Raw genomic sequence first — 24,981 nt, forward strand, 5'->3', positions numbered from 1 at the left:
TAATCCCATGAATCCCCGTCTCTGCTCCAGCACCCGCCCCATCTCCACGCGTCGTGATTTTCTCACGCGCAGTGCCTTCGGCCTCGGCGGTCTTGGTTTGGCCTCGATGCTGCAGGAACTCGGCATGGCGGCGGAGTCCGCCCCCTTGTCCCCGCTGGCACCCAAGAAGCCGCATTTCGCGCCGAAGGCGAAGCGGGTGATCCACATCTTCTGCGAGGGAGGGCCTTCGCAGGTGGACACCTTTGATCCGAAGCCCGCGCTGGAGAAGTATCACGGCAAAATGGCCGATGAGGTGATGAAGGATTACCAAAAGGCGGCGGGTGAAGTTGCGAGCGGCATGGGACGACTCAGCGGGAAGCTCCAACGCTCTCCCTTCAAGTTCACGAAGCACGGCCAGAGCGGCATGGAGATCAGCGAGCTGTTTCCGAAGCTCGCCACCCATGCCGACGACCTCTGTGTGATCCGCTCCATGCACACAAAGACGAGCGTGCATGAGCCAGCGCAGCTCGTGATGAACACGGGCGAGTTCGCCAGCGTGCGCCCCAGCGTGGGATCGTGGACTGTGTATGGCCTTGGCACGGAAAATCAAAACCTGCCGGGGTTCGTTTCGCTATCGCCGAACGGCACGACGAGCAGCGGGGACAAGCAGTGGAGCAATGCCTTCCTGCCTGCGTGGTGCGGTGGCACGGGTATCCCAACGAAGGACCCGACGGTGACGAAGATGCTGGAGCACATCCGCAGCGGCACCACCTCCCTGCGTGAGCAGCGCCGCCAGCTCGATCTCATGCGCCAGATGCACGAGGACTTTGCCCAGAAGCATCCGGGCGATGCCTTGCTCGAAGGTCGTGTGAGTGCTTTTGAAACGGCCTTCCGCATGCAGGTCGAGGCCACGGATGCCTTCGACCTCACCCGCGAGCCGAAATCGGTTCGCGATCTCTACGGCGACACCGAGATGGGCCGCCAGCTCATGCTCGCACGGCGTCTCGTCGAGCGTGGCGTGCGCTTCGTGCAGGTTTATCACAACAACTGGGACACGCATGATTTGAATGACGAACGTCATCGCGAACTCTGCTCTGCCGCTGATCAGCCCCTGCACGCGCTGCTCACCGATCTCAAGCAGCGTGACATGCTCAAGGATACGCTCATCCTCTGGGGCGGCGAGTTCGGCCGCACGCCGACGAGCGATAACAACGACGTGGCGAAGAAGAAAGGCATCGGTCGCGATCACAACGCCGGTGGCTTCACCATGTGGATGGCCGGCGGCGGCTCAAAGCCGGGCACCGTGTATGGAACGACGGATGATTTCGGTGCCCTGGCCGTGCATGACAAAGTCGATGTGCATGACCTGCACGCGACCATTCTGCATCTGCTGGGCTTTGATCACGAAAAGCTGACGTATCGGTATGCGGGCAGGGATTTCAGGCTGACCGATGTGTATGGGCATGTGGTGAAGGGTGTTTTGGCATGAATCGAAATTGTATGAGCTGCCGACACATCATTCTCGCCATATTTCTGGCAAATGGAGCACGTCTCCATGCTCAGGAGGCTGACCTCTTCGAATCCAAGATCCGCCCCATCCTCGTTGAACACTGCTACGAGTGCCACAGCGCGGACAAGAAACAGAAAGGCAATCTCCTCCTCGATACCAAAGACGCCACCCTCAAAGGCGGCGACACGGGCCCCGCACTCGTCGCGGGTGATCCATCCAAGTCCCTCCTCCTCGCTGCCGTGAAGTGGGAGGACAAAGACCTCCAAATGCCGCCAAAGAATAAACTCAGCGACGCTCAGATCGCTGACCTTGAGGCATGGATCAAAGCGGGCGCTCACGATCCCCGCAGCGGCCCTCGCACACTAACCAAGATCGAGCAGCACCTCGAAGACTCGAAGAAACACTGGTCCTTCCAGCCCGTGGTCGATCCCAAGCCTGCGTCGCTTGATGATTTGATTGGCACGAAGGGCAAACCATCCGCCGACAAGCGCACGCTCATCCGCCGCGCCTACCTCGACCTCATTGGCATCGCGCCAACGTATGCGGAGGTCAATGCCTTCGCCGCCGACAACTCACCGCAGGCTTTTGAGAAGCTCATCGACAAACTCCTCACCGACCCGCGCTATGGCGAGCGCTGGGGCCGCCACTGGCTCGATGTGGCACGCTATGCCGACAACATGGGGGCCATTTACAACGGCGATGACACCTACCCGAATGGCTTCACCTATCGCGACTATGTCATCAAGGCGTTCAACGACGACAAACCCTACGACCGCTTCATCCTCGAACAAATCGCCGCTGATCAACTCGACACTGCGAAGGACACGCGCACGCTCGCAGGCATGGGCTTCCTCGGCCTCGGACGGCGTAAAGACCGCCGTCTCGATGATGACACGCTCGACGACACCATCGACGTCATGGGTCGCGGACTCCTCGGCCTGAGCATCGGCTGCGCGCGCTGCCACGATCACAAACTGGAACCGATCACGACCAAGGATTACTACGGCCTCTACTCCATCCTCAAGAGCAGCAAAGAGCCCGAAATCCAGCCCGCGCTGCCGCAGGAAGACACGCCGCAAGTCCGCGAATACGCCGAGAAAAACAAAGCCGCCCGCACCGAATACATCCGCGTCGTCGCCTTCGAGGCAGATCGCAGCTTCAGCGCCCTGCGCTCCCGTATCGGCGACCACCTCCTAGCCGCGCACGACTCCAATCTGACCAACAGTTACAAAGACAAAAAGGTCACGCCTGACATCCTCGATCCGCGCAAGCTCAACAACGGCATCCACAACCGCTTCATCGCCAACTGGGACAAGTGGGTCAAAGGCCATCCCGAGTTCTTCACCCCCTGGCTCGAACTTTCCGCGCTGCCCGAGGCCGAGTTCGCCGCGAAAGCTCCCGCGCTCTGCGAAGCCTACGGCAAGAACGCCGACAAAAAGCTCATCCCCTCCGTCGCCCGCAGCTTCGGCAAAACCAAGCCCAAATCCCTGCGCGACATCGCTGACATCTACAATCACCTCTACGACAGCGAGGTCGATGCGCTGTGGGCCGAGAACTGGCGCGAGCACCTGCGCGTGCTCTGCATTCCCACCACCGACGAACTCAGCCTTCCCATCGCCGAACTCGAAAAATCCAGCATCGACCGCGCCCTCGCCGCGCAGAAAAACAATCCGCTACCCGATGCCGAAGGCCAGCAGCTCCGCGCCATCTTCCTTGATGACAACTCACCCTTCGTGCTCGCGGGCAAAGACTTCCTCAGCAACCGGCTCTTCGCCAACCGCGATGTCGCCAATGGCCTGCGCCGCAACACCGCCAAGCCGCTCACCGAACTGCAAAATCATCCCGGCGCACCCGCCCGCGCCATGACCTTCGTCGATGCCGAAAAGATGCATGACGGCAAAGTCTTCATCCGCGGCAATCCCAACACCCCAGGTCCTGCCGCGCCGCGTCAGTTCATCACCGCGTTGCATCACATCGCGCCGGAGCCTTTCCCGAAGGACAAAAGCGGCCGACTCCAGCTCGCGCAGGCCATTGCGAGTAAAAACAACCCACTCACCGCTCGTGTGATCGTGAATCGCGTGTGGGCCTGGCACTTCGGCGACGCCATCGTCGGCACGCCGAGCGATTTCGGCTTCCGTGGCGACAAACCGACAAACCAGCCGCTGCTCGATCACCTCGCCGCATGGTTCATGCAGAACGGCTGGAGCTTCAAAAAGCTGCACAAGCACCTCATGCTCACCGCCGCCTATCAGCGTGCCGATTTCCCCATGCGTCCGCTTGATCTCGAACCCTTCCGCGACGCGCTGCTCGCCGTCACAGGCCGCCTGAAACCCGATCTCGGCGGCAAGCCCGAGAAGATCGCCGACAGCACGCGCCGCACTGTTTATGCCTTCGTCGATCGCAAAACACTGCCCTCGATCTACCGCAGCTTTGATTTCCCCGATCCGAACTTCAGCGCACCGAAACGCAGCCGCACCGCGCTGACACCGCGTGCGCTCATTTTGATGAACAGCCCGCTTCTCACCGACAGCGCCAAGCATCTCGCCACCACGCTCACCAAAGAGATGCCAGATGATAACAGCCGCCTCGAAGAACTCTACCGCCGCGTCTTCCAGCGCGAACCCACGGACAAGGAAATGCAACGCGCTCACGAATACCTCGCCGCGTATCCGAAGGACGACCTCGTGCATCCCGAGTCGCAGGACTGGCAATACGGCTATGGCACCTTTGATGCCGCCGCAAAGCAGACCGCGAAATTCGCCAGCCTCACGGCCTTCGATGGCAAAGCCTTCAAAGGCACACTCAAAACCACCGACGGCAAACCCAGCGAAGTCAAAGTCGATGCCATGGGCGGCGATTCTGGCCTCACCTCCTCCATGAGCAGCATCCGCCGCTGGATCGCCCCACTCGATGGCGAGATCAACATCACCGCCGAACTCACCCACACCGATGCGAAGACCGAAGGCGTCATCGCCCGCATCATCAGCAGTCGCACCGGCGAACTCGGCGAATGGAAAGCCAAAGCGCAATCTCTCTGCACCGACCTCGCGAAGATAGCAGTCAAGAAGGGCGACACCCTCGACTTCATCGTCAGCAGCCAGACCGACAAAGACGCCGGTCCTTATCAATGGAGTCCCAGCATCACCATGCCCACCGCCGACATGCCCGCGATGCCCGGCATGGCCAAACGCTGGGACGCACGCGTCGATTTCGCCAATCCGAAAGCCCCTCAAAAGCCCCTCACCGCCTGGGAAGAGCTTTGCCAGGCCATTTTGTTGTCGCCTGAGTTTGCGGTGATGGAGTGAGGCGGATGTTCACCGTTTGACCCGACTTTCCATGCCTTTTATGACGCATATTCGGAACAGACTTTTCACCGTTGTCGCCTCTGCGGTTTTGCCTGCATGGCTTCCAGCATTGGGATCGCCGGAGACGAAGCCCCGGGAGTTTCTTGAGGCACACTGCTACGACTGCCACGACGCCGACACGCAGAAGGGCAAGTTCCGTATGGACAACCTCGCGGCTCTCGACCCGGCTGAGGCCGCGAAGAAATGGGGCCGCATTCTCTCCAGGCTGGAGGCCGGGGAGATGCCGCCGCCGAAAAAGCCGCGTCCACCGCAATCGCAGGTCGCCGAGGTTCTCTCGGGGATCAAAGTGACGCTCGCCGCGGAGGCGAAGGCGCGGCGCGGCGATGGGCGCACGCGCATCCGCCGCCTGAACCGGCTGGAGTATGAGAACACCGTCCGCGATTTGCTAGGCATCACCACGCCGCTGCAGGACTTGCTGCCGGAGGATGACACCGCCGATGGCTTCGACACGGCGTCCGCGGCGTTGAGCATTTCGCCGGTCCACATTCAGCGCTACATGGAGGCGGCGGAGACGGCGCTGCAAGCCGCCCTCGTGCGCGGTGCGCGGCCCGAGGTGGTGACGCGGAAGTTTACGTTCTCGGATGAGAAGGAGCAGAAGGGCGGAGCGCTCAGCCACCCGAACAACAAGCTGATGATCCATGTGCGCGATGGCAGCCTGCATTTTTTCTCCGAGCCGCACATCGAGGTGCCGATCCAGTCATTTCAATTTGCCGAGATGACTAAGGCCTCGCCGGGCCGCTATCGCTTGCGCGTGTCGGCTTTCACGCATGACGCGCAGGGCCGCAGTCTGGCGTTTGCCATGAAGACGACGCGGAGCAAAAAGCTTCTCGGCTACTTCGATGCACCGGCGGACCAGCCGGGTGTCGTCGAGGCCGAGCATTGGTTCGGTCCGGGCGACACGGTAATCATCGCGCCGTATCTGCTGAACAAGGCGCGGCGCGAGCGGAAGCTGGGCCAATATGCGGCCAAGGATGGCACGCCACCGCAGGGACTCGCGCTCGGCATCGAGTGGATCGAAGTGGAGGGCCCGCTCCAGGACACGTGGCCGCCGGTGGGGCATCAGCGACTGTTTGGCGACGTGGAACTGAAGCCCTTCAAGTCACTGCCGAAGGACACCGTCCTGCCGTTGCAGCCGTTGCGCTACTCCGAAAAGCTCACGCCTGTGTCGGGCAATCCCGAGGCCGATGCTCGGCGACTGCTCACCGGATTTCTGGCGCGTGCATTTCGTCGTCCCGTGACGGCGGAGGAAGTGGCACCCTACCTCGCCATCGCGGCGCGTCATTGGGAGCAAAAGGAATGCTTCGAGTCGGCGATGCTGGAGGCGTATCAGACCGCGCTGTGCTCGCCGGATTTTCTGTTCCTCGTCGAGGAGCCCGGCCCGCTCTCGAATCACGCGCTGGCCTCGCGGCTGGCGTATTTCCTCACCCGTTCCGCGCCCGACGATGCGTTGCGCGCGGTGGCTGACCGTGGCGAATTGCGCAAGCCCGAGGTGCTGCGCCGCGAGACGGAACGCCTGCTGACCTCGCCGCGCTCGCAGGCGTTTGTGAACGACTTCCTCGACCACTGGCTGCACCTGCGCGACCTCGATGCCACGATGCCCGACAAGGAACTTTTCCCCGAGTATTACGAGATCGTTTACAGCTCCAAAGTGGACGGACTGCTGCGCGAATCCATCGCCTCCGAGACGCGCCTTTTTTTCACCGACCTGCTCAAGACGGATGGCAGCCTGCTGCAGCTCATCGATTCCGATTTCACCTATCTCAACAGCCGCCTCGCGGAATTCTACGGACTGCCAGCGGTGGACGGCGTTCAGATGCGGCGCACGGCCCTGCCGGCGGACAGCGTGCGCGGCGGTGTGCTCACGCAGGCGAGCGTGCTGAAAGTGACCGCGAACGGCTCGCGCACCTCGCCGGTGCTGCGCGGCGCGTGGGTGCTGGACAACATCATCGGACGCCCGCCACCGCCGCCGCCGCCGAACGTCGGTGCCATCGAACCCGACACGCGCGGCTCGACGACCATCCGCGAGCAACTCGCGAAGCATCAGAACAGCGAGACCTGCGCCTCGTGCCACCGCCAGATCGATCCGCCGGGGTTTGCGCTCGAAGCCTTCGACCCCGTGGGCCAATGGCGCGAGGCCTACCGCACCACCGAGACGGGCACGGAGGTGAAGGTGCTGAACGTGGAGGGCGGCAAGGTGAAATACCGCATCGGTGCCGCCGTGGATGCCAGCGGCAGTCTGCTCGATGACAGCCGCTTTGGGGGGCCGAAGGAGTTCAAGAAACTCGCGCTCCGGCAATCGGATGCGGTGGCACGCTGCATCGCCGCGAAGCTCGTTACTTTCTCCACCGGTCATCACACCGAGCCCGGCGACATCCTCGCGCTCGATGCCATCGTGGCCTCCGCAAAGAAAAACCACTACGGTCTCCGGACGCTGCTGCACGGCGTGATCCAGAGCGAACTTTTCACCAGCAAGTAATCCGCCGACCCATCCTCATGAACGCACCAATCAACCGCCGCACCTTCCTGCGCACCACCGGCATCTCGCTCGCGCTGCCTTTCCTCGAATCCATGACGAAGGCCATCGCGACCGCCGCCGCACCCGCCGTCGCGAACCCGCGCCGACTCGTCGCCATCGGCACGCCGTTTGGATTCGATCCGCAAGTCTTCGTGCCGACCACCGCGGGCCGCGACTACGCGCTCACGCCGCATCTGCAGCACCTCAAGGCGGTGCGCGACGACTTCACCATCATCTCCGGCCTCAGTCATCCGAACACCGGCGGAGGCGGGCACAAGGCCGAGGCCGTGATGCTCACCGGCGCGCCGTATCCCGACTACTCCTACAACCTCAAGAACACCATCTCGCTCGACCAGGAGTTCGCCACGCACTTCCGCGGCCAGACACGCTACGACAGCCTCGTTCTCACCACTTACAACGGTAGCCTTTCCTACACCGGCAATGGCGTGAACATCCCCGCCGTGGACCGGCCATCGCAAGTGTTCGCCAAACTTTTCCTCGCCAGCACACCCGCGCAGCAGACCGAGGAACTCCGCAAAATCGGCACCGGCCGCAGCATGCTCGACTTCGTGGGCGACCAGGCGAAGCGGCTGGGCAAACGCGTCACCGCCGCAGACCGTGCGCGGCTGGATGAATACTTCGAGTCCGTGCGCGACGTGGAGCGGCAGCTCCAGATGTCCGGCGAATGGGTGAACCGCCCGAAGCCTAAAGCGCCCGGGGCCGCGCCGGCGGACATCGCCGGTCCCGGCCAGCAACAGAAGAAGCTCCAGCTCATGTTCGACATGATTTACCTCGCGCTCGTCACCGACTCCACTCGCGCCATCACCATTAAGACCTTCGGCGACCACCACGACCTCTCGCATCACGGCAAAGAGCCGAAGAAGCTCGAAGCCTGCCGCCAGGTGGAGGTCGAGCTTTTGCAAGCCTACGGCGGACTGCTCACCAAGCTGAAAGCCGCGCAGGAAGGCTCCGGCAGCAACATGCTCGACCGCACGATGGTCCTCATCACGAGCAATCTGAAAGACGGCAATTCGCACTCGACCGCCAACCTCCCAGTGCTCCTCGCCGGTGGCGGCTTCAAACACGGCCAGCACCTCACCTTCAACCAGCCCTACATCGAAAGCATCGCCGCCGCCGTGAAGGAACCCGACACCAAGACCCCCGCCCCCGTCGTCGGGGCCGGCTCCACACCGCTGTGCAATCTCTACCTCTCGATGCTCCAGCGCGCCGGCATCGCGTCGGATCGTTTCAGCTCCAGCAGCGGCACGCTGACGGGGCTCGAGCTCGCCTGAATCACCTATCTACCGCATGATCCGCCTCGCCACTTTTATCGCACTCATCGCAGCCGTCTCAGCGCCTGCCGAGGATGCGGACCTCTTCGAATCCAAGATCCGCCCCATCCTCGTCGAGCACTGCTACGAGTGCCATTCCGCCGACAAAAAGCAGAAGGGCAATCTGCTGCTCGAAACGAAGGAAGGCACGCTCAAAGGCGGTGACACCGGTCCAGCGCTGGTGGCGGGCGATCCGGCGAAATCGCTGCTTATCCAGGCGGTGAAGTGGGCGAACAAAGATCTGCAAATGCCGCCGAAGAATAAACTCAGCGGCACTCAGATCGCCGATCTCGAGTCCTGGATCAAAGCGGGCGCTCCAGATCCCCGCAGCGGCCCTCGCACACTAACCAAGATCGAGCAGCATCTCGAAGCCGCGAAGAAGCACTGGTCGCTCCAGCCCGTGGTCGATCCCAAACCTGCGTCACTTGATGATTTGATTGGCACGAAGGGCAAACCATCCGCAGACAAGCGCACGCTCATCCGCCGCGCCTACCTCGACCTCGTCGGCATCGCGCCGACGTATGCGGAGGTCAATGCCTTCGCCGCCGACAACTCACCGCAGGCTTTTGAGAAGCTCATCGACAAGCTGCTGGCCGACAAACGCTACGGCGAGCGCTGGGGCCGCCACTGGCTCGATGTCGCGCGCTACGCTGATAGCATGGGCAGCATCTACAACGGAAATGACACCTATCCGAACGCCTTCACTTACCGCGATTACGTCATCGACGCCTTCAACAGCGACAAACCCTACGACCGCTTCATTCTGGAACAGATCGCCGCTGATCAGCTCGACACCGCGAAGGACACGCGCACGCTCGCAGGCATGGGCCTCCTCGGCCTCGGACGGCGTAAAGATGGCCGTCTCGATGACGACACGCTCGACGACACCATCGACGTCATCGGTCGCGGTCTGCTCGGCCTCACCATCGGCTGCGCGCGCTGTCACGATCACAAGCTGGAGCCGATCACGACCAAGGACTACTACGGTCTCTATTCGGTGCTCAAGAGCAGCAAGGAGCCCGCCAACACGCCCGCCATGCCGCAGGCCGACTCCGATGTCGTGCGGGAGTTCCGCGCCAAGAATCTCCAGCTCCGCACCGACTACGCCACGACCTCGATCAAGGGCGCGAGCGCCGCCATCCATGAGGCGCGTAGCCGCGTCGGTGACTACCTCGTGCTGGCCGAAGAAGCCGGCTGGAAGTCGCAATACGTCAACAAGAAAGTGTTCGGCATGTGCTTCAAGCAGAAGCTCAACACCGAAGTGTATGGCTTCTTCCTCACCAGCCGCAAAGCCTAGATCGAGGCGCATCCGGAGGTCTTCGGGCCGTTCCTCGAGTTCATCACCAAGACCAAGCTCAGCCCCGCGCCGACGCTCCATCCGCTGGTCGCCAAAGCCTTCGCCAAGCCTGCCACGAGTCTTGCGGAGATAGGCATCCGCTACAACGAACTCTTTGCCGCCGTGGACACCGCCTGGCGCACGCTCGCACAGCCGGAGATCGACAAGCCGGTGCAGCTCACGCAGGAGGAGATCGATCTGTTCATAATGGATTACTTTTCGTTCATTGACAAACTCCAGCCGATGTTCTTCGACCGCCTTGAAGCGTTGGACGCGAAGCTTCCGCTGCCCGATGCCGATCAAGAGGCGCTGCATCAGCTCCTCATCGCTCAAGGCTCCGGCATGAAGTTCCCCACCAAGAACATTCGGTCCTCGCGCATCCTGCCCGAGGGCGATCCATCGGAGAAGCCGTTCAACGAGCTCAGGAAGCTTGCGCTGACTCACCCCGGCGCACCCGTTCGTCCGATGATCTTCGTTGATGCGGACAAGATGTATGACGGCAAGGTCTTCGTGCGCGGCAATCCCGCGACGCCAGGCCCCGCCGCGCCCCGTCAGTTCATCACCGTGCTGCATCACATCTCGCCCGAGCCTTTCCCCAAAGACAAAAGCGGCCGACTCCAGCTCGCGCAGGCCATTGCCAGCAAAAACAACCCGCTCACTGCCCGCGTCATCGTCAATCGCGTCTGGGGCTGGCACTTTGGCGATGCCATCGTCGGCACGCCGAGCGATTTCGGCTTCCGTGGCGACAAACCGACAAACCAGCCGCTGCTCGATCACCTCGCCGCATGGTTCATGGAGAATGGCTGGAGCTTCAAGAAGCTGCACAAGCACCTCATGCTCACCGCCGCCTATCAGCGCGCCGATTTCCCCATGCGCCCGCTCGATCTGGAACCGTTCCGCGACACCCTGCTCGCCGTCACCGGTCGCCTGAAACCCGATCTCGGCGGCAAGCCCGAGAAGATCGCCGACAGCACACGCCGCACCGTCTATGCCTTCGTCGATCGCAAAACACTGCCCTCGATCTACCGCAGCTTTGATTTCCCCGATCCGAACTTCAGCGCGCCGAAACGCAGCCGCACCGCACTGACACCGCGTGCGCTCATTTTGATGAACAGCCCGCTGCTGACCGACAGCGCGAAGAATCTGGCTGCTACGCTCGCCAAAGACCTGCCGGATGACAACAGCCGCATTGAGGAACTGTATCGCCGCGTGTTTCAGCGCCAGCCCACGGACAAGGAAATGCAGCGCGCGCACGACTATCTCGCCGCGTATCCGAAGAACGACCTCGTGCATCCCGAGTCGCAGGACTGGCAGTATGGCTTCGGCGATTTCGATGCCGCCGCGAAGCAGGTGAAGGACTTTGCCTCGCTCGCCAACTTTGACGGCAAAGCCTTCAAAGGCACCGGAGTCATGCTCGATGCGATGGGCGGTGATCCCGGTGCCGCGAGCAAGCAAAGCACCGTGCGCCGCTGGGTCGCGCCGCTCGATGGTGAGGTGAACATCGCCGCCGAACTCATCCACATGGACGAAAAGAGCGACGGCGTCGTCGCTCGCGTCCTCAGCAGCCGCGCTGGCCAACTCGGCGAGTGGACCGCGAAAAAGCAGGCCGTGTGCACTGATTTGACCAAAATCGCCGTCAAGAAAGGCGACACGCTCGACTTCATCGTCAGCAGCGTCAGCGGCAAAGACGCCGCCGCGTATCAATGGAGTCCCAGCATCGTCATGCCCGGCACCGACATGCCCGCGATGCCAGGCATGGCCCGTCGCTGGGACGCGCGCGTCGATTTCGCCAATCCCAAAGCCCCGCAGAAGCCGCTCTCGGCCTGGGAAGAACTCTGCCAGGCCATTCTGCTGTCACCGGAGTTTGCGGTGATGGAGTGATGCCTGTCACGCGCACGCGTGGCATGACAGTTTTCCCGTTTGAACCCAGGATACAACCATGTCTCGATTTACTTCCCTGATTTTCCTCGCCGTCTGCCCGCCGCTGTTTGCGGCATCCGTGGATTTCACTCGCGATGTGAAGCCTATCTTCGACGCGCATTGCGCCGGGTGCCACGGCGCGGAGAAACACAAGAGTGACTACCGACTGGACTCGCGTGAGGCGGCGCTGGCGGGTGGTGAGAGCGGGAACGCGGCTATCGTGCCGGGCAAGCCGGAGGCGGGAACGCTGATTCATCTCGTGGATGGCACGGACAAGGAACTCTTCATGCCGCCGCGCAAGAGCGACGCGAAACCGTTGAGCGCGGCGCAGATTGCCACGCTGCGGCAGTGGATCGAGGCAGGCGCGAAGTGGTCTGGGGCTGTGGTGGAAAAGACAACGCAAGCCGCAGAGTCAACGAAGCACTGGAGCTTTCAGCCGCTGAAACGTCCGAGCGTCCCCGGCAACGAAGTGAACGCGATCGATGCCTTCATCCACGCAAAGCTGCGTGAGCGTGGGCTGGCCTCTTCACCCGAGGCGGAGCGCCGCACGTTGATCCGCCGTGTCTCGTTCGATCTCATCGGACTGCCACCGACGGCGGAGGAGGTGGATGCCTTCTGCGCGGACAAAGATCCGAAAGCCTATGACAAGCTCGTGGACCGCTTGCTCGCGAGTCCGCGCTATGGCGAACGCTGGGCGCGGCACTGGCTCGATGTCGTCCACTACGGCGAGACGCATGGCTATGACAAAGACAAGCCGCGCAACAACGCCTGGCCCTACCGCGACTACGTCATCCGCGCCTTCAACGACGACAAGCCTTACGCTCGCTTTGTGCAGGAGCAGATTGCTGGCGATGTACTGTTCCCCGATACGGTGGATGGCGTCACGGCGCTGGGTTTTATCTCCGCCGGGCCGTGGGATCTCATCGGCCACAGCGAAGTGCCGGAGACGAAGACCGACGGCAAGATCGCGCGTCATCTCGACCGCGATGACATGATCAGCAACACGATCAATACCTTCCAGTCGGTCACGGTGCATTGCGCGCAGTGCCACGATCACAAGTTCGATCCCATCAAGCAGGAGGACTACTACTCGCTCCAGGCGGACTTCGCGGCGCTGGATCGCGCGGACAAAGCCTACTTCGCCGATGCCGCGCTCACGAAGCGGTATGCGATGATCCAGTTTGAAAAGCGCCAGCTCGACGCGCGGATGAAGACTCTCGATGACGAGGCCACCAAGGCGGCGGGCGACAAGCTCGTGAACCTCGATCAACGCATCGCCACGGCCACGAAGATCCTGAAAGGCAACAGCGTTCCGCAGTTCGGGTATCACAGCGCGGTCTCGCCAAAACAGGATGCGGTAAAGTGGGTGCAGGTCGATCTCGGCAAGAGCAGGGACATCGACAAGATCGTGCTGCTCCCGGCCTACGATGACTTTGGCGGCATCGGCGCGGGTTTTGGTTTTCCGCTGCGGTTCAAGGTGGAGGTGAGCGATGACCCGGAGTTTCACCAGGATGCGGCGCTAGTGTGGAAACGGCACGACGAGACCTTCATGCATGACTTCGCCAACCCCGGCACCGCCCCCTTCACGACGGGTGGAGCAAAAGGCGACTTCCATGCGCGCTATGTGCGCCTGACAGCGACGAAGCTCGCGCCTCGCAAAGATGACTACATCCTTGCACTCGCGGAGCTGCAAGTGCTCGATGAATCGGGGAAGAATCTCGCGCTCGGCGCAAGTGTCTCCGCGCAGGACAGCATCGAAGCCGCGCCGCGATGGGCAAAGGCGAACCTCGTGGACGGCCACGCGCCCGTTCAGCCGGATGCGAGCACGGGCGACATCGCCAGCCTGCGCGCGCAGCGGGCGAAGTTGTTGCTCGAATCACTCGCGGAGCCAAAGCGCAAGCAACGCGCCGACACGACGGAAGCGCTCAAACGCGTGACGGCTGAACTTAGCAAGTTCCCCAAACCGCAAATGGTTTATGCGGGCACCGTGCATTACGGCACTGGCGCTTTTTCCGGCACCGGCCCGAATGGTGGCAAGCCGCGCACCATCACCGTCCTGGCTCGCGGCGATGTGAAACGGCCAGGCAAAGAAGTGTCGCCGGGTTCGCTGAGTTTTCTCTCGCCGCTGCCTTCACGCTTCGACCTGAAACCCGATGCCGACGAAGGCGAGCGCCGCGCTGCGCTGGCACGCTGGCTTTCCGACGAGCGCAACCCGCTCACCTGGCGCAGCATCGTGAACCGCATGTGGCAGTATCATTTCGGGCGCGGCATCGTGGAGACGCCGAATGACTTCGGCAAAATGGGATCAGCGCCCACGCATCCCGAGTTGCTCGACTGGCTGGCGGTGTGGTTCCGCGATGACGCGAAAGGTTCGCTCAAGTCACTGAACAAGCTCATCGTCACCAGCGAGACGTATCGCCAGACATCCGTGCCCGATGAAGCCCTGATGAAACGCGCCACCGAGACCGATGGCTCAAACACGCTGCTCTGGCGGCAGAACCGCCGCAGGCTGGAGGCGGAGGCCATTCGCGACAGCATCCTCGCCGCCGCTGGCAAGCTCGACCTCACCATGGGCGGGCCGAGTTTTCAGGACTTCGTCATCACGCACCCGGAGCACTCGCCGCACTACGAATACCAGCTCTCCGACCCCGAGGACGCGAAGATTCAGCGCCGCTCGATTTACCGCTTCATCGTGCGCAGCCAGCAGCAGCCGTGGATGGCCACGATGGACTGCGCGGACCCGTCCATGCTCGTGGAGCGGCGCAATCAGACCATCACACCCCTGCAAGCGCTCGCGCAGCTCAACAATCAACTCGCACTCGCGATGGCGAAGCACTTTGCGGAACGCGTTGCCCAACCAAGTGCCGAACCCGCAGCCCAAATCAGCGCCGCCTTCCGCATCGCGCTGCAACGCACGCCCACCGATGCCGAGCGCGAAGAACTCTTCCGCTATGCGAAGCAGCACGGCCTCGCGAACGCCTGCCGCCTCGTGCTGAACCTCAACGAATTCGTCTTCATCGACTAACTGTCATGAACTCACCCTTCCATCGCTCCACCCCTTCCTCTCCGATGACCCGCCGCGACTTCCTTTGGCAAAGCGGCGGCGGGCTCGGCGGCATCGCACTCGCAGCCATGCTTGGCACAGAACAATCCCGCGCAGGCGAACTGCCCGGCATTCTCAGCGGCAAGCTCCATCATCCGCCGAAGGCGAAACGCGTCGTGCAGCTCTTCATGGCAGGCGCAGCCAGCCATCTCGACCTCTTTGATTTCAAACCCGAACTCGTGAAGCACCACGGCCAGCCCAGCGACTTCGGTGAAGCCGTGGAGGCCTTTCAAAACGGACTCGGCCCGTGGAAGAAACCCGTGTGGGATTTCCAGCCCCATGGCCAGAGCGGGAAGATGCTCGGCGAAGTCGTCTCCGACCTCGGCAGCGTTGTGGATGAAATCGCGTGGATTCACAATCTCGTCGGCAAGACCGGCGTTCACTCGCAGGGCACGCTTCTTCAGAGCACCGGCTTCAACCGCCCCGGTTTCCCCAGCGCTGGCTCATGGGTCAGCTACGGGCTTGGTTCGATGAATGACAACCTGCCCGCCTACGTCGTGCTACCCGACCATCGCGGACTCGCCTCCAACGGCACCAAGAATTGGGACGCCGCCTTTCTCCCAGCGCAGCATCAGGGCACCGTCATCTATCCCGGCAGCGAGACACCCATCGTGGACCTTTTCCCCGACGCCAAACGCGGCGACTTCATCAACTCCGCCAGCGAGCGCGATGGCGGTGCCTTGCTCGCCCGGCTCAATGCTACTCACGCCGCCACACGCCCTGGCGACGAACGATTGGACGCACGCATCCGCAGCTACGAACTCGCCGCCAAGATGCAACTCGCCGCGCCCGAGGCTCTCGACATCTCCAAAGAATCCGCCGCCACCAAAGCGATGTATGGCATCCGCGACGACGTGAAAAACTGGCCCAAGGAAATCAACGCCGAGGAGGAGATTGACATCTTTGGTCGCAAATGTCTCGCCGCCCGGCGGCTCCTCGAACGTGGCGTGCGCTTCGTGCAAATCTGGAGCGGCAACGACAACGGCTATCCTCGTCGCAACTGGGACAGCCACGAGGATGTCGAGCGCGACCACGGCCCGCTTGCGCGAGGTTTCGCCCGCGGAGCCAGCGCCCTCATCCGCGACCTCAAACAGCGCGGCCTGCTCGACGACACCATCATCCTCTGGACCACCGAGTTTGGCCGCATGCCCAGCTCCCAAGGCGGGGGCAAAGGCCGCGACCACAACCCCTACGTCTTCACCAACTGGCTCTGCGGCGGCGGCATCAAAGGCGGCATCACCGCCGGCGAAAGCGACGAATGGGGCTACAAACCCCTCGACCGCTCCAATCCCACCACCTGCTACGACATCCACGCCACCATCCTCCACCAGCTAGGCATCGACCACACCAAGCTCACCTACCGCAACAACGGCATCGACCGCCGCCTCACCGATGTGCATGGGCATGTTATCAAGGAGGTGCTCGTGTGATTTTCCATGCCCACCGCGCCGGACAACCACGACGCCCACGATTACGCCGAGCGCATCCGCGAGCGGCTGCCGAGGCGCTTGCAGGAACTCCGAGAAGCCTGTGGACTGAGCATGTATGCGCTGTGGATGAAGTGCGGTGTCTCGCGTGACATGATTAGCCGCATTGAGGGTGGCGACACGATTCCCGGCGTGTATGTGCTGGCGGGGAAAATTAGTGATCTTTTCCGCAAGAAATTCTGGCGTGACGGGTATTCCGTCCGTGACACCCATAGAACACGTTCCAAATACGGCACAATCGCGTTCCAAAGACGCGACAGGTGCGAACATTGAGGCACCGGCGCTGGATCGAGGACTGGCGATCTTGGAGGCGTTGGATGCGAGGCCGGAGGGTTTGAGCCTTTCGGAGATCAGCCGGACCATCGGCAGCCCGAAAAACTCGGTCTCACGGCTGGTGCAGACGTTGATGGTGCGCGGCTATGTGGAGCGTGATGAGGCGACGATGATCATCCGGCTGACCGGAAAGTTGCTGCGGCTGGGACATCCGCGTGTGGGTCGCGTGAGCCTGGTCGAATGTGCGCTGGAGCCGATGCGGGCGCTGCGGGATGTGGTGGGCGAGACGGTGCAGCTTGGCATTCCGATTGGTGACGAGGGTGTAGTCATCGAGCAGGTGGAGAGCACGCAGGCGGTGCGCATCTGTGTCGAGATCGGGCTTCGTTTTGGCCTGCACAACAATGCGCCGGGCAAGGTGCTGCTGGCCTTTCAGCATCCGAAAGCACGCGAGAAGGCGGTTCAACGGCTCAAACTGGCACGCTTCACGGACCGCACCATCACGACGAAGGAGGCGCTCCGACTTGAATGCGAGCGGGTGGTGAAGCTGGGCTACGGAACCGATTGGGGCGAGGCGGACGAGGGCATTCATTGCGTGGCCGCGCCGGTGTTTGACCGGCCGAATCATCTGCTGGCGGTCGTTTGGGCTTCCGCTGTGGCCGGACGGATGCCGAAGAGCACTTTTGCCAAAGTGGGCGTCGAGGTGATGAAGGCGGCGCGGGAGATCGAAAGGAGGCTGCAAGCATGAGACGGGCGTTTTTGGCCTTTTGGGCTTTTGGGGGCTTCTCAGCGGTTTTCGCGGATGAGTTCTTCACCTCGAAAATCGAACCGATCCTGCAGCAACGCTGCTTTGAATGCCACTCGCATGAGAAGAAGATGAAGGGCGGGCTTACGCTCGATTCCCGATCAGGGTGGGAACAAGGCGGCGACTCGGGGCCACCTGTCGTCGTGGGCAAGCCGGAGGAGAGTTTGCTCATCAAGATGGTGCGCTGGAGTGATAAGGAGCATCAAATGCCACCGAAGGAAAAACTTCCGTCGGCGGAAATCGCGTTGCTTGAGGAGTGGGTGAGGAGCGGTGCGTCTGATCCGCGGGTGCAGGATAAGAAACGTCCGAGCGAGCTGGACTGGTGGTCGCTGAAGCCGCTGCCAAGGAAGGGCGCTTTGCAAGCGCCCAAGGCGGTTGCAAACCGCCTCTCCTTGAACCCGATTGATGCCTTCATCCGCGCAAAGCTCGCCGAGCGTCATCTCACGCCATCACCGGAAGCAGATCGTCGCACTTTGATCCGGCGCGTGATGTTCGATCTGCACGGGCTGCCTCCTTCCTTCGAGGAAGTGGAGGCGTTTGCTAAGGACGCGGACCCGAAGGCTTATGAAAAGCTGGTGGACCGCTTGCTTGAGTCACCGCGTTATGGCGAGCGCTGGGCGCGGCACTGGCTGGATACGATCCACTTCGCAGAGACGCATGGCTGTGGGCATGATCTGCCGCGCGATCATGCGTGGCGGTATCGGGATTACGTCATTGCTTCGCTGAATGCGGATAAACCGTGGGGGCGATTCATTCGCGAGCAGATCGCGGCAGATGCGTTGTTTCCCGATGAACCACAGCTCATTCCGGCGCTCGGCTTTCTCGGCGCGGGCGTCTTTGATCACAGCGCTTACCAGACGGCTCCGACGAACTTTGATTACCTCGACCGCGATGATCTCGTGACGCAGACAATGGGTGCCTTCACGAGCACCACGGCGAACTGCGCCCGCTGTCATGCGCACAAGTTTGATCCCATCACGCAAGAGGACTACTACGCGCTGCAAGCCGTCTTCGCGGGTGTGATCGAGGGCAATGTGGCCTTTGATGAGGACAAGCAGACCGCCCAGACGCGGAAGCGATGGCAATCGCTGCTCTCGGCTGCCGAATCGAAGGATAAGGCTGCGCTGCTCGGTGCTGAAAACGCGGCGCTCGTGAGCGAGTGGGAGAAGAAACAAGGCCCGGCGGTGAAGTGGACGCCGCTGACCTATGAGAGCTTCATCAGCACCGATGGCTCCACTTTGAAACGCGATGGCGAGGCGATCTCGTCATCCGGAGCAAAACCGGACAAGGACACCTACGTCATCACGGCCAGCACATCGCTCGCAAAGATCACCGCACTGCGGCTCGATGCGCTCTCACATGATTCGCTGCCGCAAAAAGGTCCAGGCCGTCAGGACAATGGCAATCTCACGCTCAGCGAGATCGAGGCACAGCTTTTCGACATCGGAGCCGCGCAACCGGTGAAGCTGAAGTTTTTCCGCGCCACGGCGGATTTCGATCAGCAGGGTTGGACCTCGGCGATGGCCATTGACGGCAATGCGGCGACTGGTTGGGGCATTCATCCGGCGGTGGGTGCCTCGCATTTCGCGGTGTTTGAGCTGGCACAGCCGCTCACGCTGAAAGCAGGCGCGAAGCTGACGATCTCGTTGAAGCAACTCTCGGGAAAGTCACATCTCATCGGTCTCTTCAAGCTCTCCGCCACTGACGAGCCTGCCGTCCGCGCCGCCGCCATGCCAGCGCTCGCGCAGGAAGCGCTGAAGCTTCCGTCGGAGAAGCACAGCGAGGCCCAGCGCCTCACTTTGGCCGCGCACGCGTTGCGCCTGATCGCGAGCGAGGAGCTGTCGAAACTGCCCGCGCCTGCTGAAGTCTATGCGGCGGGCAAAAAGGCGGACGTTCTGCTCGCCGTGGGCAAGGGCACGCCCACCACCTACGCGAAGGCCAAGACCGTGCAGGTCCTGAAGCGCGGCGAGTTCGACAAACCAATGAAGGAGACCGTGAGCGGTGCCTTGAGCGCGATTCATGCCTTGCCTGCTCGCTTCACCGAAGCTCACGCAAGCAGCGATGAAGCCGCGAGACGTGCCGCGCTCGCGAACTGGCTCGCGGATGAAAAGAATCCGCTCACTTGGCGCAGCATCGCCAATCGCGTGTGGCATTATCATTTTGGGCGTGGCCTCTGCGACACACCGAATGACTTCGGTCGCATGGGCGGCACGCCGTCGCATCCTGAGCTACTCGACTGGCTCGCGTGTGAGCTTCGCGATCATGGTGGCTCGTTGAAGCATCTGCATCGCCTCATCGTCACCAGCGCCACTTACCGTCAAAGCAGCGAGCACCGCGAGGACGCGGCGAAAGTCGATGGCGACAACCGCCTGCTCTGGCGCATGAACCGCCTGCGGCTCGATGCGGACAGCTACCGCGATTTTGTCGTCGCCACTGCCGGTCAACTCGATCTCACGATGGGCGGCCCGAGCGTGCGGCAGTTCGTCACCGGTCCGCCCGTGCAGCTCACGCCCACGCTGAACTACGACGCGTATGACTGGTCCGCGCTGCCGAAGCACCGCCGCAGCATCTACCGCTTCGTCTGGCGCGGCGTGCCTGATCCCTTCATGGATACGCTCGACTTTCCAGATCTCGGCATGCTCGCCCCGTCACGCGGTTTCTCCGCCTCCGCGCTGCAATCGCTGGCGCTCTACAACAACCGTTTCGTCCTCCATTTCAGCGGTGAGCATGGGAAACAAATCACCACGCCCGCCGAAGCCGTGCGCCGCATTTTGCTCCGCGAGCCGACGAGTGATGAACTCCCCGGCTTCACCGCCTACGCGCAGAAAAACGGCCCGGCCGCGCTCTGCCGCGTGCTCATCAACAGCAACGAGTTCCTGTTTGTGAATTGAAGCCCACATATGATGAAAATTTGCACCTTCCTCTCAGCCTTTCTCATCGCCTCGTTCGCTCAGTTGCAAGCTGAAGTCTCCCACCGTCTGCTCATCACCGACTATGGCGGTAACCGCGTGTGCATCCTCTCAGCCACGGGCGAGATCGAGTGGGAGTATCCCGCTTCCACGCCGCAGGATTGCTGGCTGCTGGCGAATGGGAATGTGCTCTTCAGCCAGATCACCGGTGCCGTTGAGGTCACACGCGACAAGAAGGTCGTCTGGCAATACAACGCGCCTCCGAAGGCGAAGGTCCACTCCTGCCAGCCTCTGCCGGATGGCACGGTGCTCGTCGCGGAGTGCTTCATGAGCCGACTCGTGATTGTCGGGCGCGATGGCAAGGTGGTGAAGGAGTTGCCGGTGAAGTCCACGCCGAAGGTGATGAGCCATCAGTTTCGCGGCGTCCGCCGCTGCGAGGACGGCCACTTCTGGGTCTGCCTCATGGATGAACAGAAAGTCGTCGAGCTGGACGCAGACGGCTGCCCTTTGCGGGAAATACCACTCGATGGCCAGCCCGGCGCGGTCGTTAAGCTGCCAAACGGCCACCTCATCATCAGCCTTTGGAACAAGACTGAAATCATCGAACTCGATGCCGACCTGAAGCCCGTGTGGCGCATCGGCGAGAACGAACTGCCCGGTAATCCCTTGCGCATCCCGATGGGGCTCCATCGCCTGCCGAATGGCAACACCATCTTCGGCAACTACATCGGCCACGGTTTCACCGGCAAGCAACCCATGCTCTTCGAGGTCACACCGGACAAAAAGGTCGTGTGGGAGTTCGCCGACCACGCCCGTTTCAAGACCGTCTGCCAGGTGCAGATTCTCGACACCCCCGCCGACCCACTCAAAGGCGAGGTGCTGCGCTGAACTCTACTGCCTTCATTTCATGACCACGCCAAATCCCATCCTCCGGCGCGATTTCCTCCACACCATCGGCGGCGGCTTCACCGGCCTCGCGCTCACGCATCTGCTGGCTCGTGAAGCCGCAGCGGACATTCCCAGGCCGCGACCTGAGTTGAATGGCGGCGTGCATCATCGTGCCAAGGTGAAACGCGTCATCCAGCTCTTCATGAATGGCGGCGTCAGCCCCATGGACACCTGGGACTACAAACCCGCCCTCACGAAGCTCGATGGGCAGAAACTCGGCTCCAAAACCAAGATCGAAGGCGCAACCGGGATGCAAGGTGCCCTGATGAAAAGCCCCTTCGAGTTCAAGCAGCACGGGCAGTGCGGCAAATGGGTCAGCAGCTTGTTTCCCGAGCAGGCGAAGCTCGTCGATGAGATGGCTTTTCTTCAGGCGATGACCGGCCGCTCGAACGTCCACGGCCAGAACGCCTACTTGCTCAATAACGGCTTCCTTCTGCCCGGCTTCCCCTGCATGGGCGCGTGGATCTCGTATGCGCTCGGCAGCCTCAGTGACAACCTGCCTGGCTTCATCGTGCTGCCGGATGCTCGCGGACTGCCTTACAACGGTCGCGGCTGCTTCTCCGCTGGCTTTTTGCCCGCCGTGCATCAGGGCACCGTCATCAAGGCTGACAGTCCGCAGCCCATCGCCGACCTGTTTGCTTCCGACAAGTTCGCCTACGCCACACGCGGTGCCGATGGACTCGCTCTTCTTAACCAGATGAACCGCGCCCACACTGCGCAGCATCCCGGCGATTCACGCCTCGCCGCCCGCGTGGCCGGATACGAGCTCGCCGCGAAGATGCAGCTCAGCGCCCCCGAGGCCTTTGATGTGATGCGCGAGCCCGAATCCGCCCGCAAAGCCTACTGCCTCGACAGCACCGACAAACCCACCGCCGACTTCGGCAAACGCTGCCTGCTTGCCACGCGTCTCATCGAACGCGGCGTGCGCTTTGTGCAGGTCTGGAGCGGTCCCGAGGGCGCCGTGAACAACTGGGACAACCACGGCAACATCCCCACACAACTCCCACCGATGGCCGCCAGCATCGACAAGCCCATCGCCGCGTTGCTGCGAGATTTGCGCCAGCGTGGACTAGCCGAAGACACGCTCGTTGTCTGGACCACCGAGTTCGGCCGCACCCCGTTTTCCCAAGGCTCGCTCGGTCGCGACCACAACTGCGGCAGCTTCGTGAGCTGGCTCTGGGGCGCAGGCATCAAGCCCGGCATCACGCATGGCGTCAGCGACGACATCGGCTACCAAGCCGCGCAAGACATCACCAGCGGCTACGACATGCACGCCACCATTCTGCACCTCCTCGGCATCGACCACGAAAAACTCACCGTCCGCACCAACGGCGTGGACCGCCGCCTCACCGATGTGCATGGGCATGTGGTGAAGCAGATTCTGGCGTGATCATGGCAGTGGCTGCTTCTTACCGCTCCGAGGCATTTACAAAGCGACTTTCCTTGGCGTATCCGCCCGCAGCCCCTTCACCACCATCTCGCGGAAGGCGCGGACGTGGGCGAGTTCGTGGCGGCCTTTGGGGTGGAGGAGGACGACTTGGTCATGGCCGAGTGAGGCGGAGACATCGCGGTGGATGAAGTGGGCTTTCACATCGGCGGGCACGGGCAGCGCCTCGGTCGCGGGGCGGGAGAGCACGGCCACGCCCATGCCGAGAGCCACGTAATTGAGGATGGAGGTGACGTTGCCCGCCGTCATGATGACGTTCACTTGGTCGCCCAGCCCGGCTTTGGCGACGAGGTGATCAAACTGCATGCGTGAACTTGAGTTTTCCCCGGCGAGGATGAGCGGCTGCTTGACGATGTCGCGCAGTTTGGGGGCTTTGATCTGGGCAAATGGATGGCTGGCAACGCACACGACCTCGAAGGGATAGCGCACGAGCGGTGTGGCCTCGAAGCGTGTGGGCAGCGTCACTCCTTGCGGCGTGCCAACGATGGCGAGGTCGGCTTTTTCGGCCTCCAGGAGCTGCCACGCAATGCGCGAGGGGGCGTCGATGAGTGAGAGCCGCACTTGTGGGTGCGTGCGCCGGTAGCGGGCGATGACATGGCGCAGGGAGCTGTTGAGCACGGTGGCGGGCGCAGCCATGCGGAGATGTCGCTCGGCCTTGCCGTGTTGGTCGTGGAAGACCTTCTTCAGCGAGTCAAAGCCCTCCACCAGCGGCGCGGCGAGGTCCAGCAGCCGCTCGCCGTCCTCGGTGAGGCGCACGTCATGGCCTTTGGCGGTGACGAGTTGCACACCGTAGTCGTCCTCCAGCGCCCGCACCTGCCGCCACACGGATGGCGTGGCCATGCCGAGACTCCGTGACGCTGCGGCAAAGGTGCCGTGCCTGGCGATTTCAAACAGGGCGCGGATCTGGCGAAACCGCACTTCCTTGAAGTAACGGCGGTCATCGGAGGGCTTGGCACTGCGTTTGGGTTTCATTGCTCTGAGAGTAACGGCCATTAGGAAAATAGTCTCGCAAGCTCATGAAGAAGAAGGGTGGTGGCACTGTATTTTCAAGGGTGCTTTCGCCGTCGTCGAGCGCGCCAAGTCTTTCCGAATCCCGAATGAAACTCACCGCCCTGTTTTTGATCCCACTCGCCGCCTCTGCGGCGGAGGGAGATGCTTTTTTCCGCGAGCGCGTGGAGCCATTGCTCATGCAGCGTTGCTATGAATGCCATTCGCACGCGGGCAAGATCAAGGGCGGGCTGGTGCTGGACTCGCGCTCAGGCTGGCAGGCGGGTGGTGACAGCGGGCCTGCGCTGGTGCCGGGGACGCCGGAAAAAAGCCGTCTCATCGAGGCGGTGCGCTACACGAACCCGGACATGGAGATGCCTCCGAAGGCGAAACTGCCGGAAAGCGAGATCGCCGTGCTGGAGGAGTGGGTGAAGCGCGGTGCGCCCGATCCGCGCGAGACGGCGGCGGTGGCGAAAGCGGTGAAAAAGACCGGCGTGGATGTGGAGGAAGGTCGGAAGCATTGGTCCTATCAACCGGTGCGGGATGCCGCGCCACCCGCCGTGCATGATCAAGCCTGGCCGCTGAATGATGTGGACACCTTCGTTCTCGCGAAGCAGGAGGCAGCGGGTCTTCAACCAGGACCGGAGGCCGAGGCGCATGCCTGGCTGCGGCGCGTTACCTTTGACCTCACCGGCCTGCCGCCGACGGAGGAGGAGATTCAGCACTTTCTGGCCGACCTCGAACGAGACAATCAGACAAGGGGACAATCAGACAAGGAGAGGGGCATCTCATTGTCTCCCCATCCGATTGTCTCATTGTCTGGAACTTCCCCTCACGAGCGCGTCGTGGACCGTCTGCTCTCATCCAAGGCCTACGGCGAGCGCTGGGCGCGGCATTGGCTGGACCTCGTGGGCTATGCCGAGCAGATCGGCACGGAGGGCAAGATCTTTGCCGAACATGCATGGCGGTATCGCGACTACCTCGTCGCCTCCTTTCACCAGGACAAACCCTTCGACCGCTTCATCCGCGAGCAGCTCGCGGGCGATCTACTGCCTGCCACCTCGCCGCA

At 62.2% G+C, this 24,981-nt stretch carries 15 protein-coding genes; 14 read left to right on the forward strand and 1 reads right to left on the reverse strand.

Annotation, left to right across the window (positions count from 1 at the left end):
- The first annotated feature begins 7 nt into the window (after nt 1–7).
- The 13 genes from ACILSE_RS15685 to ACILSE_RS15745 all read left to right on the forward strand — a co-directional run bounded on the left by ACILSE_RS15685 (nt 8) and on the right by ACILSE_RS15745 (nt 22,868).
- Nucleotides 8–1,468: a DUF1501 domain-containing protein gene (locus tag ACILSE_RS15685; protein ID WP_395718357.1), complete on the forward strand. Its 1,461-nt coding sequence runs from the start codon at nt 8–10 to the stop codon at nt 1,466–1,468.
- Nucleotides 1,469–1,479: 11 nt separating this feature from the next.
- Nucleotides 1,480–4,794 (forward strand): PSD1 and planctomycete cytochrome C domain-containing protein, encoded by a 3,315-nt coding sequence (locus tag ACILSE_RS15690; protein ID WP_395718358.1) that lies wholly within the window; start codon nt 1,480–1,482, stop codon nt 4,792–4,794.
- Between the two features lie 88 nt (nt 4,795–4,882).
- Complete coding sequence (locus tag ACILSE_RS15695; RefSeq protein WP_395718359.1) at nt 4,883–7,330, forward strand: DUF1592 domain-containing protein; 2,448 nt, start codon at nt 4,883–4,885, stop codon at nt 7,328–7,330.
- 17 nt (nt 7,331–7,347) lie between these two features.
- The gene (locus ACILSE_RS15700; protein WP_395718360.1) at nt 7,348–8,661 is read left to right on the forward strand and encodes a DUF1552 domain-containing protein; all 1,314 of its coding nucleotides are present in this window, start codon (nt 7,348–7,350) and stop codon (nt 8,659–8,661) included.
- A gap of 16 nt (nt 8,662–8,677) precedes the next feature.
- Nucleotides 8,678–9,997, forward strand: a complete 1,320-nt coding sequence (locus ACILSE_RS15705; RefSeq protein WP_395718361.1) for a DUF1549 domain-containing protein — start codon at nt 8,678–8,680, stop codon at nt 9,995–9,997.
- Between the two features lie 162 nt (nt 9,998–10,159).
- Nucleotides 10,160–11,917 carry a DUF1553 domain-containing protein gene (locus ACILSE_RS15710; RefSeq protein WP_395718362.1) on the forward strand — a complete coding sequence of 586 codons (1,758 nt, stop codon included), beginning with the start codon at nt 10,160–10,162 and terminating at the stop codon, nt 11,915–11,917.
- Between the two features lie 58 nt (nt 11,918–11,975).
- Nucleotides 11,976–14,981, forward strand: coding sequence for a DUF1553 domain-containing protein (locus tag ACILSE_RS15715; protein WP_395718363.1), 3,006 nt, complete (start codon nt 11,976–11,978; stop codon nt 14,979–14,981).
- A gap of 5 nt (nt 14,982–14,986) precedes the next feature.
- Nucleotides 14,987–16,489 carry a DUF1501 domain-containing protein gene (locus ACILSE_RS15720; RefSeq protein WP_395718364.1) on the forward strand — a complete coding sequence of 501 codons (1,503 nt, stop codon included), beginning with the start codon at nt 14,987–14,989 and terminating at the stop codon, nt 16,487–16,489.
- Nucleotides 16,490–16,495: 6 nt separating this feature from the next.
- Nucleotides 16,496–16,819, forward strand: coding sequence for a helix-turn-helix domain-containing protein (locus tag ACILSE_RS15725; RefSeq protein ID WP_395718365.1), 324 nt, complete (start codon nt 16,496–16,498; stop codon nt 16,817–16,819).
- Entirely contained in the window at nt 16,749–17,564 is an 816-nt protein-coding gene (locus ACILSE_RS15730) for an IclR family transcriptional regulator (protein ID WP_395718366.1), read from the forward strand. The genes ACILSE_RS15725 and ACILSE_RS15730 overlap by 71 nt, the downstream gene beginning before the upstream one ends.
- Entirely contained in the window at nt 17,561–20,512 is a 2,952-nt protein-coding gene (locus ACILSE_RS15735; RefSeq protein ID WP_395718367.1) for a PSD1 and planctomycete cytochrome C domain-containing protein, read from the forward strand. The genes ACILSE_RS15730 and ACILSE_RS15735 overlap by 4 nt, the downstream gene beginning before the upstream one ends.
- A gap of 9 nt (nt 20,513–20,521) precedes the next feature.
- Nucleotides 20,522–21,418 carry a hypothetical protein gene (locus ACILSE_RS15740; RefSeq protein WP_395718368.1) on the forward strand — a complete coding sequence of 299 codons (897 nt, stop codon included), beginning with the start codon at nt 20,522–20,524 and terminating at the stop codon, nt 21,416–21,418.
- Between the two features lie 19 nt (nt 21,419–21,437).
- On the forward strand, nt 21,438–22,868 hold the full coding sequence (locus ACILSE_RS15745; RefSeq protein WP_395718369.1) for a DUF1501 domain-containing protein: 1,431 nt from the start codon (nt 21,438–21,440) through the stop codon (nt 22,866–22,868).
- A gap of 36 nt (nt 22,869–22,904) precedes the next feature.
- On the opposite strand, the gene ACILSE_RS15750 is transcribed toward ACILSE_RS15745, so the two are convergent.
- Nucleotides 22,905–23,897: a LysR family transcriptional regulator gene (locus ACILSE_RS15750; RefSeq protein WP_395718370.1), complete on the reverse strand. Its 993-nt coding sequence runs from the start codon at nt 23,895–23,897 to the stop codon at nt 22,905–22,907.
- A 125-nt stretch (nt 23,898–24,022) separates the two neighbouring features.
- Here ACILSE_RS15750 and ACILSE_RS15755 point away from each other — a divergent pair.
- The coding region (locus ACILSE_RS15755; RefSeq protein WP_395718371.1) for a DUF1549 domain-containing protein at nt 24,023–24,981 on the forward strand (959 nt) is incomplete at its 3' end.

The sequence above is a fragment of the Prosthecobacter sp. genome (genome assembly GCF_044236155.1).
Taxonomy (GTDB): domain Bacteria; phylum Verrucomicrobiota; class Verrucomicrobiia; order Verrucomicrobiales; family Verrucomicrobiaceae; genus Prosthecobacter.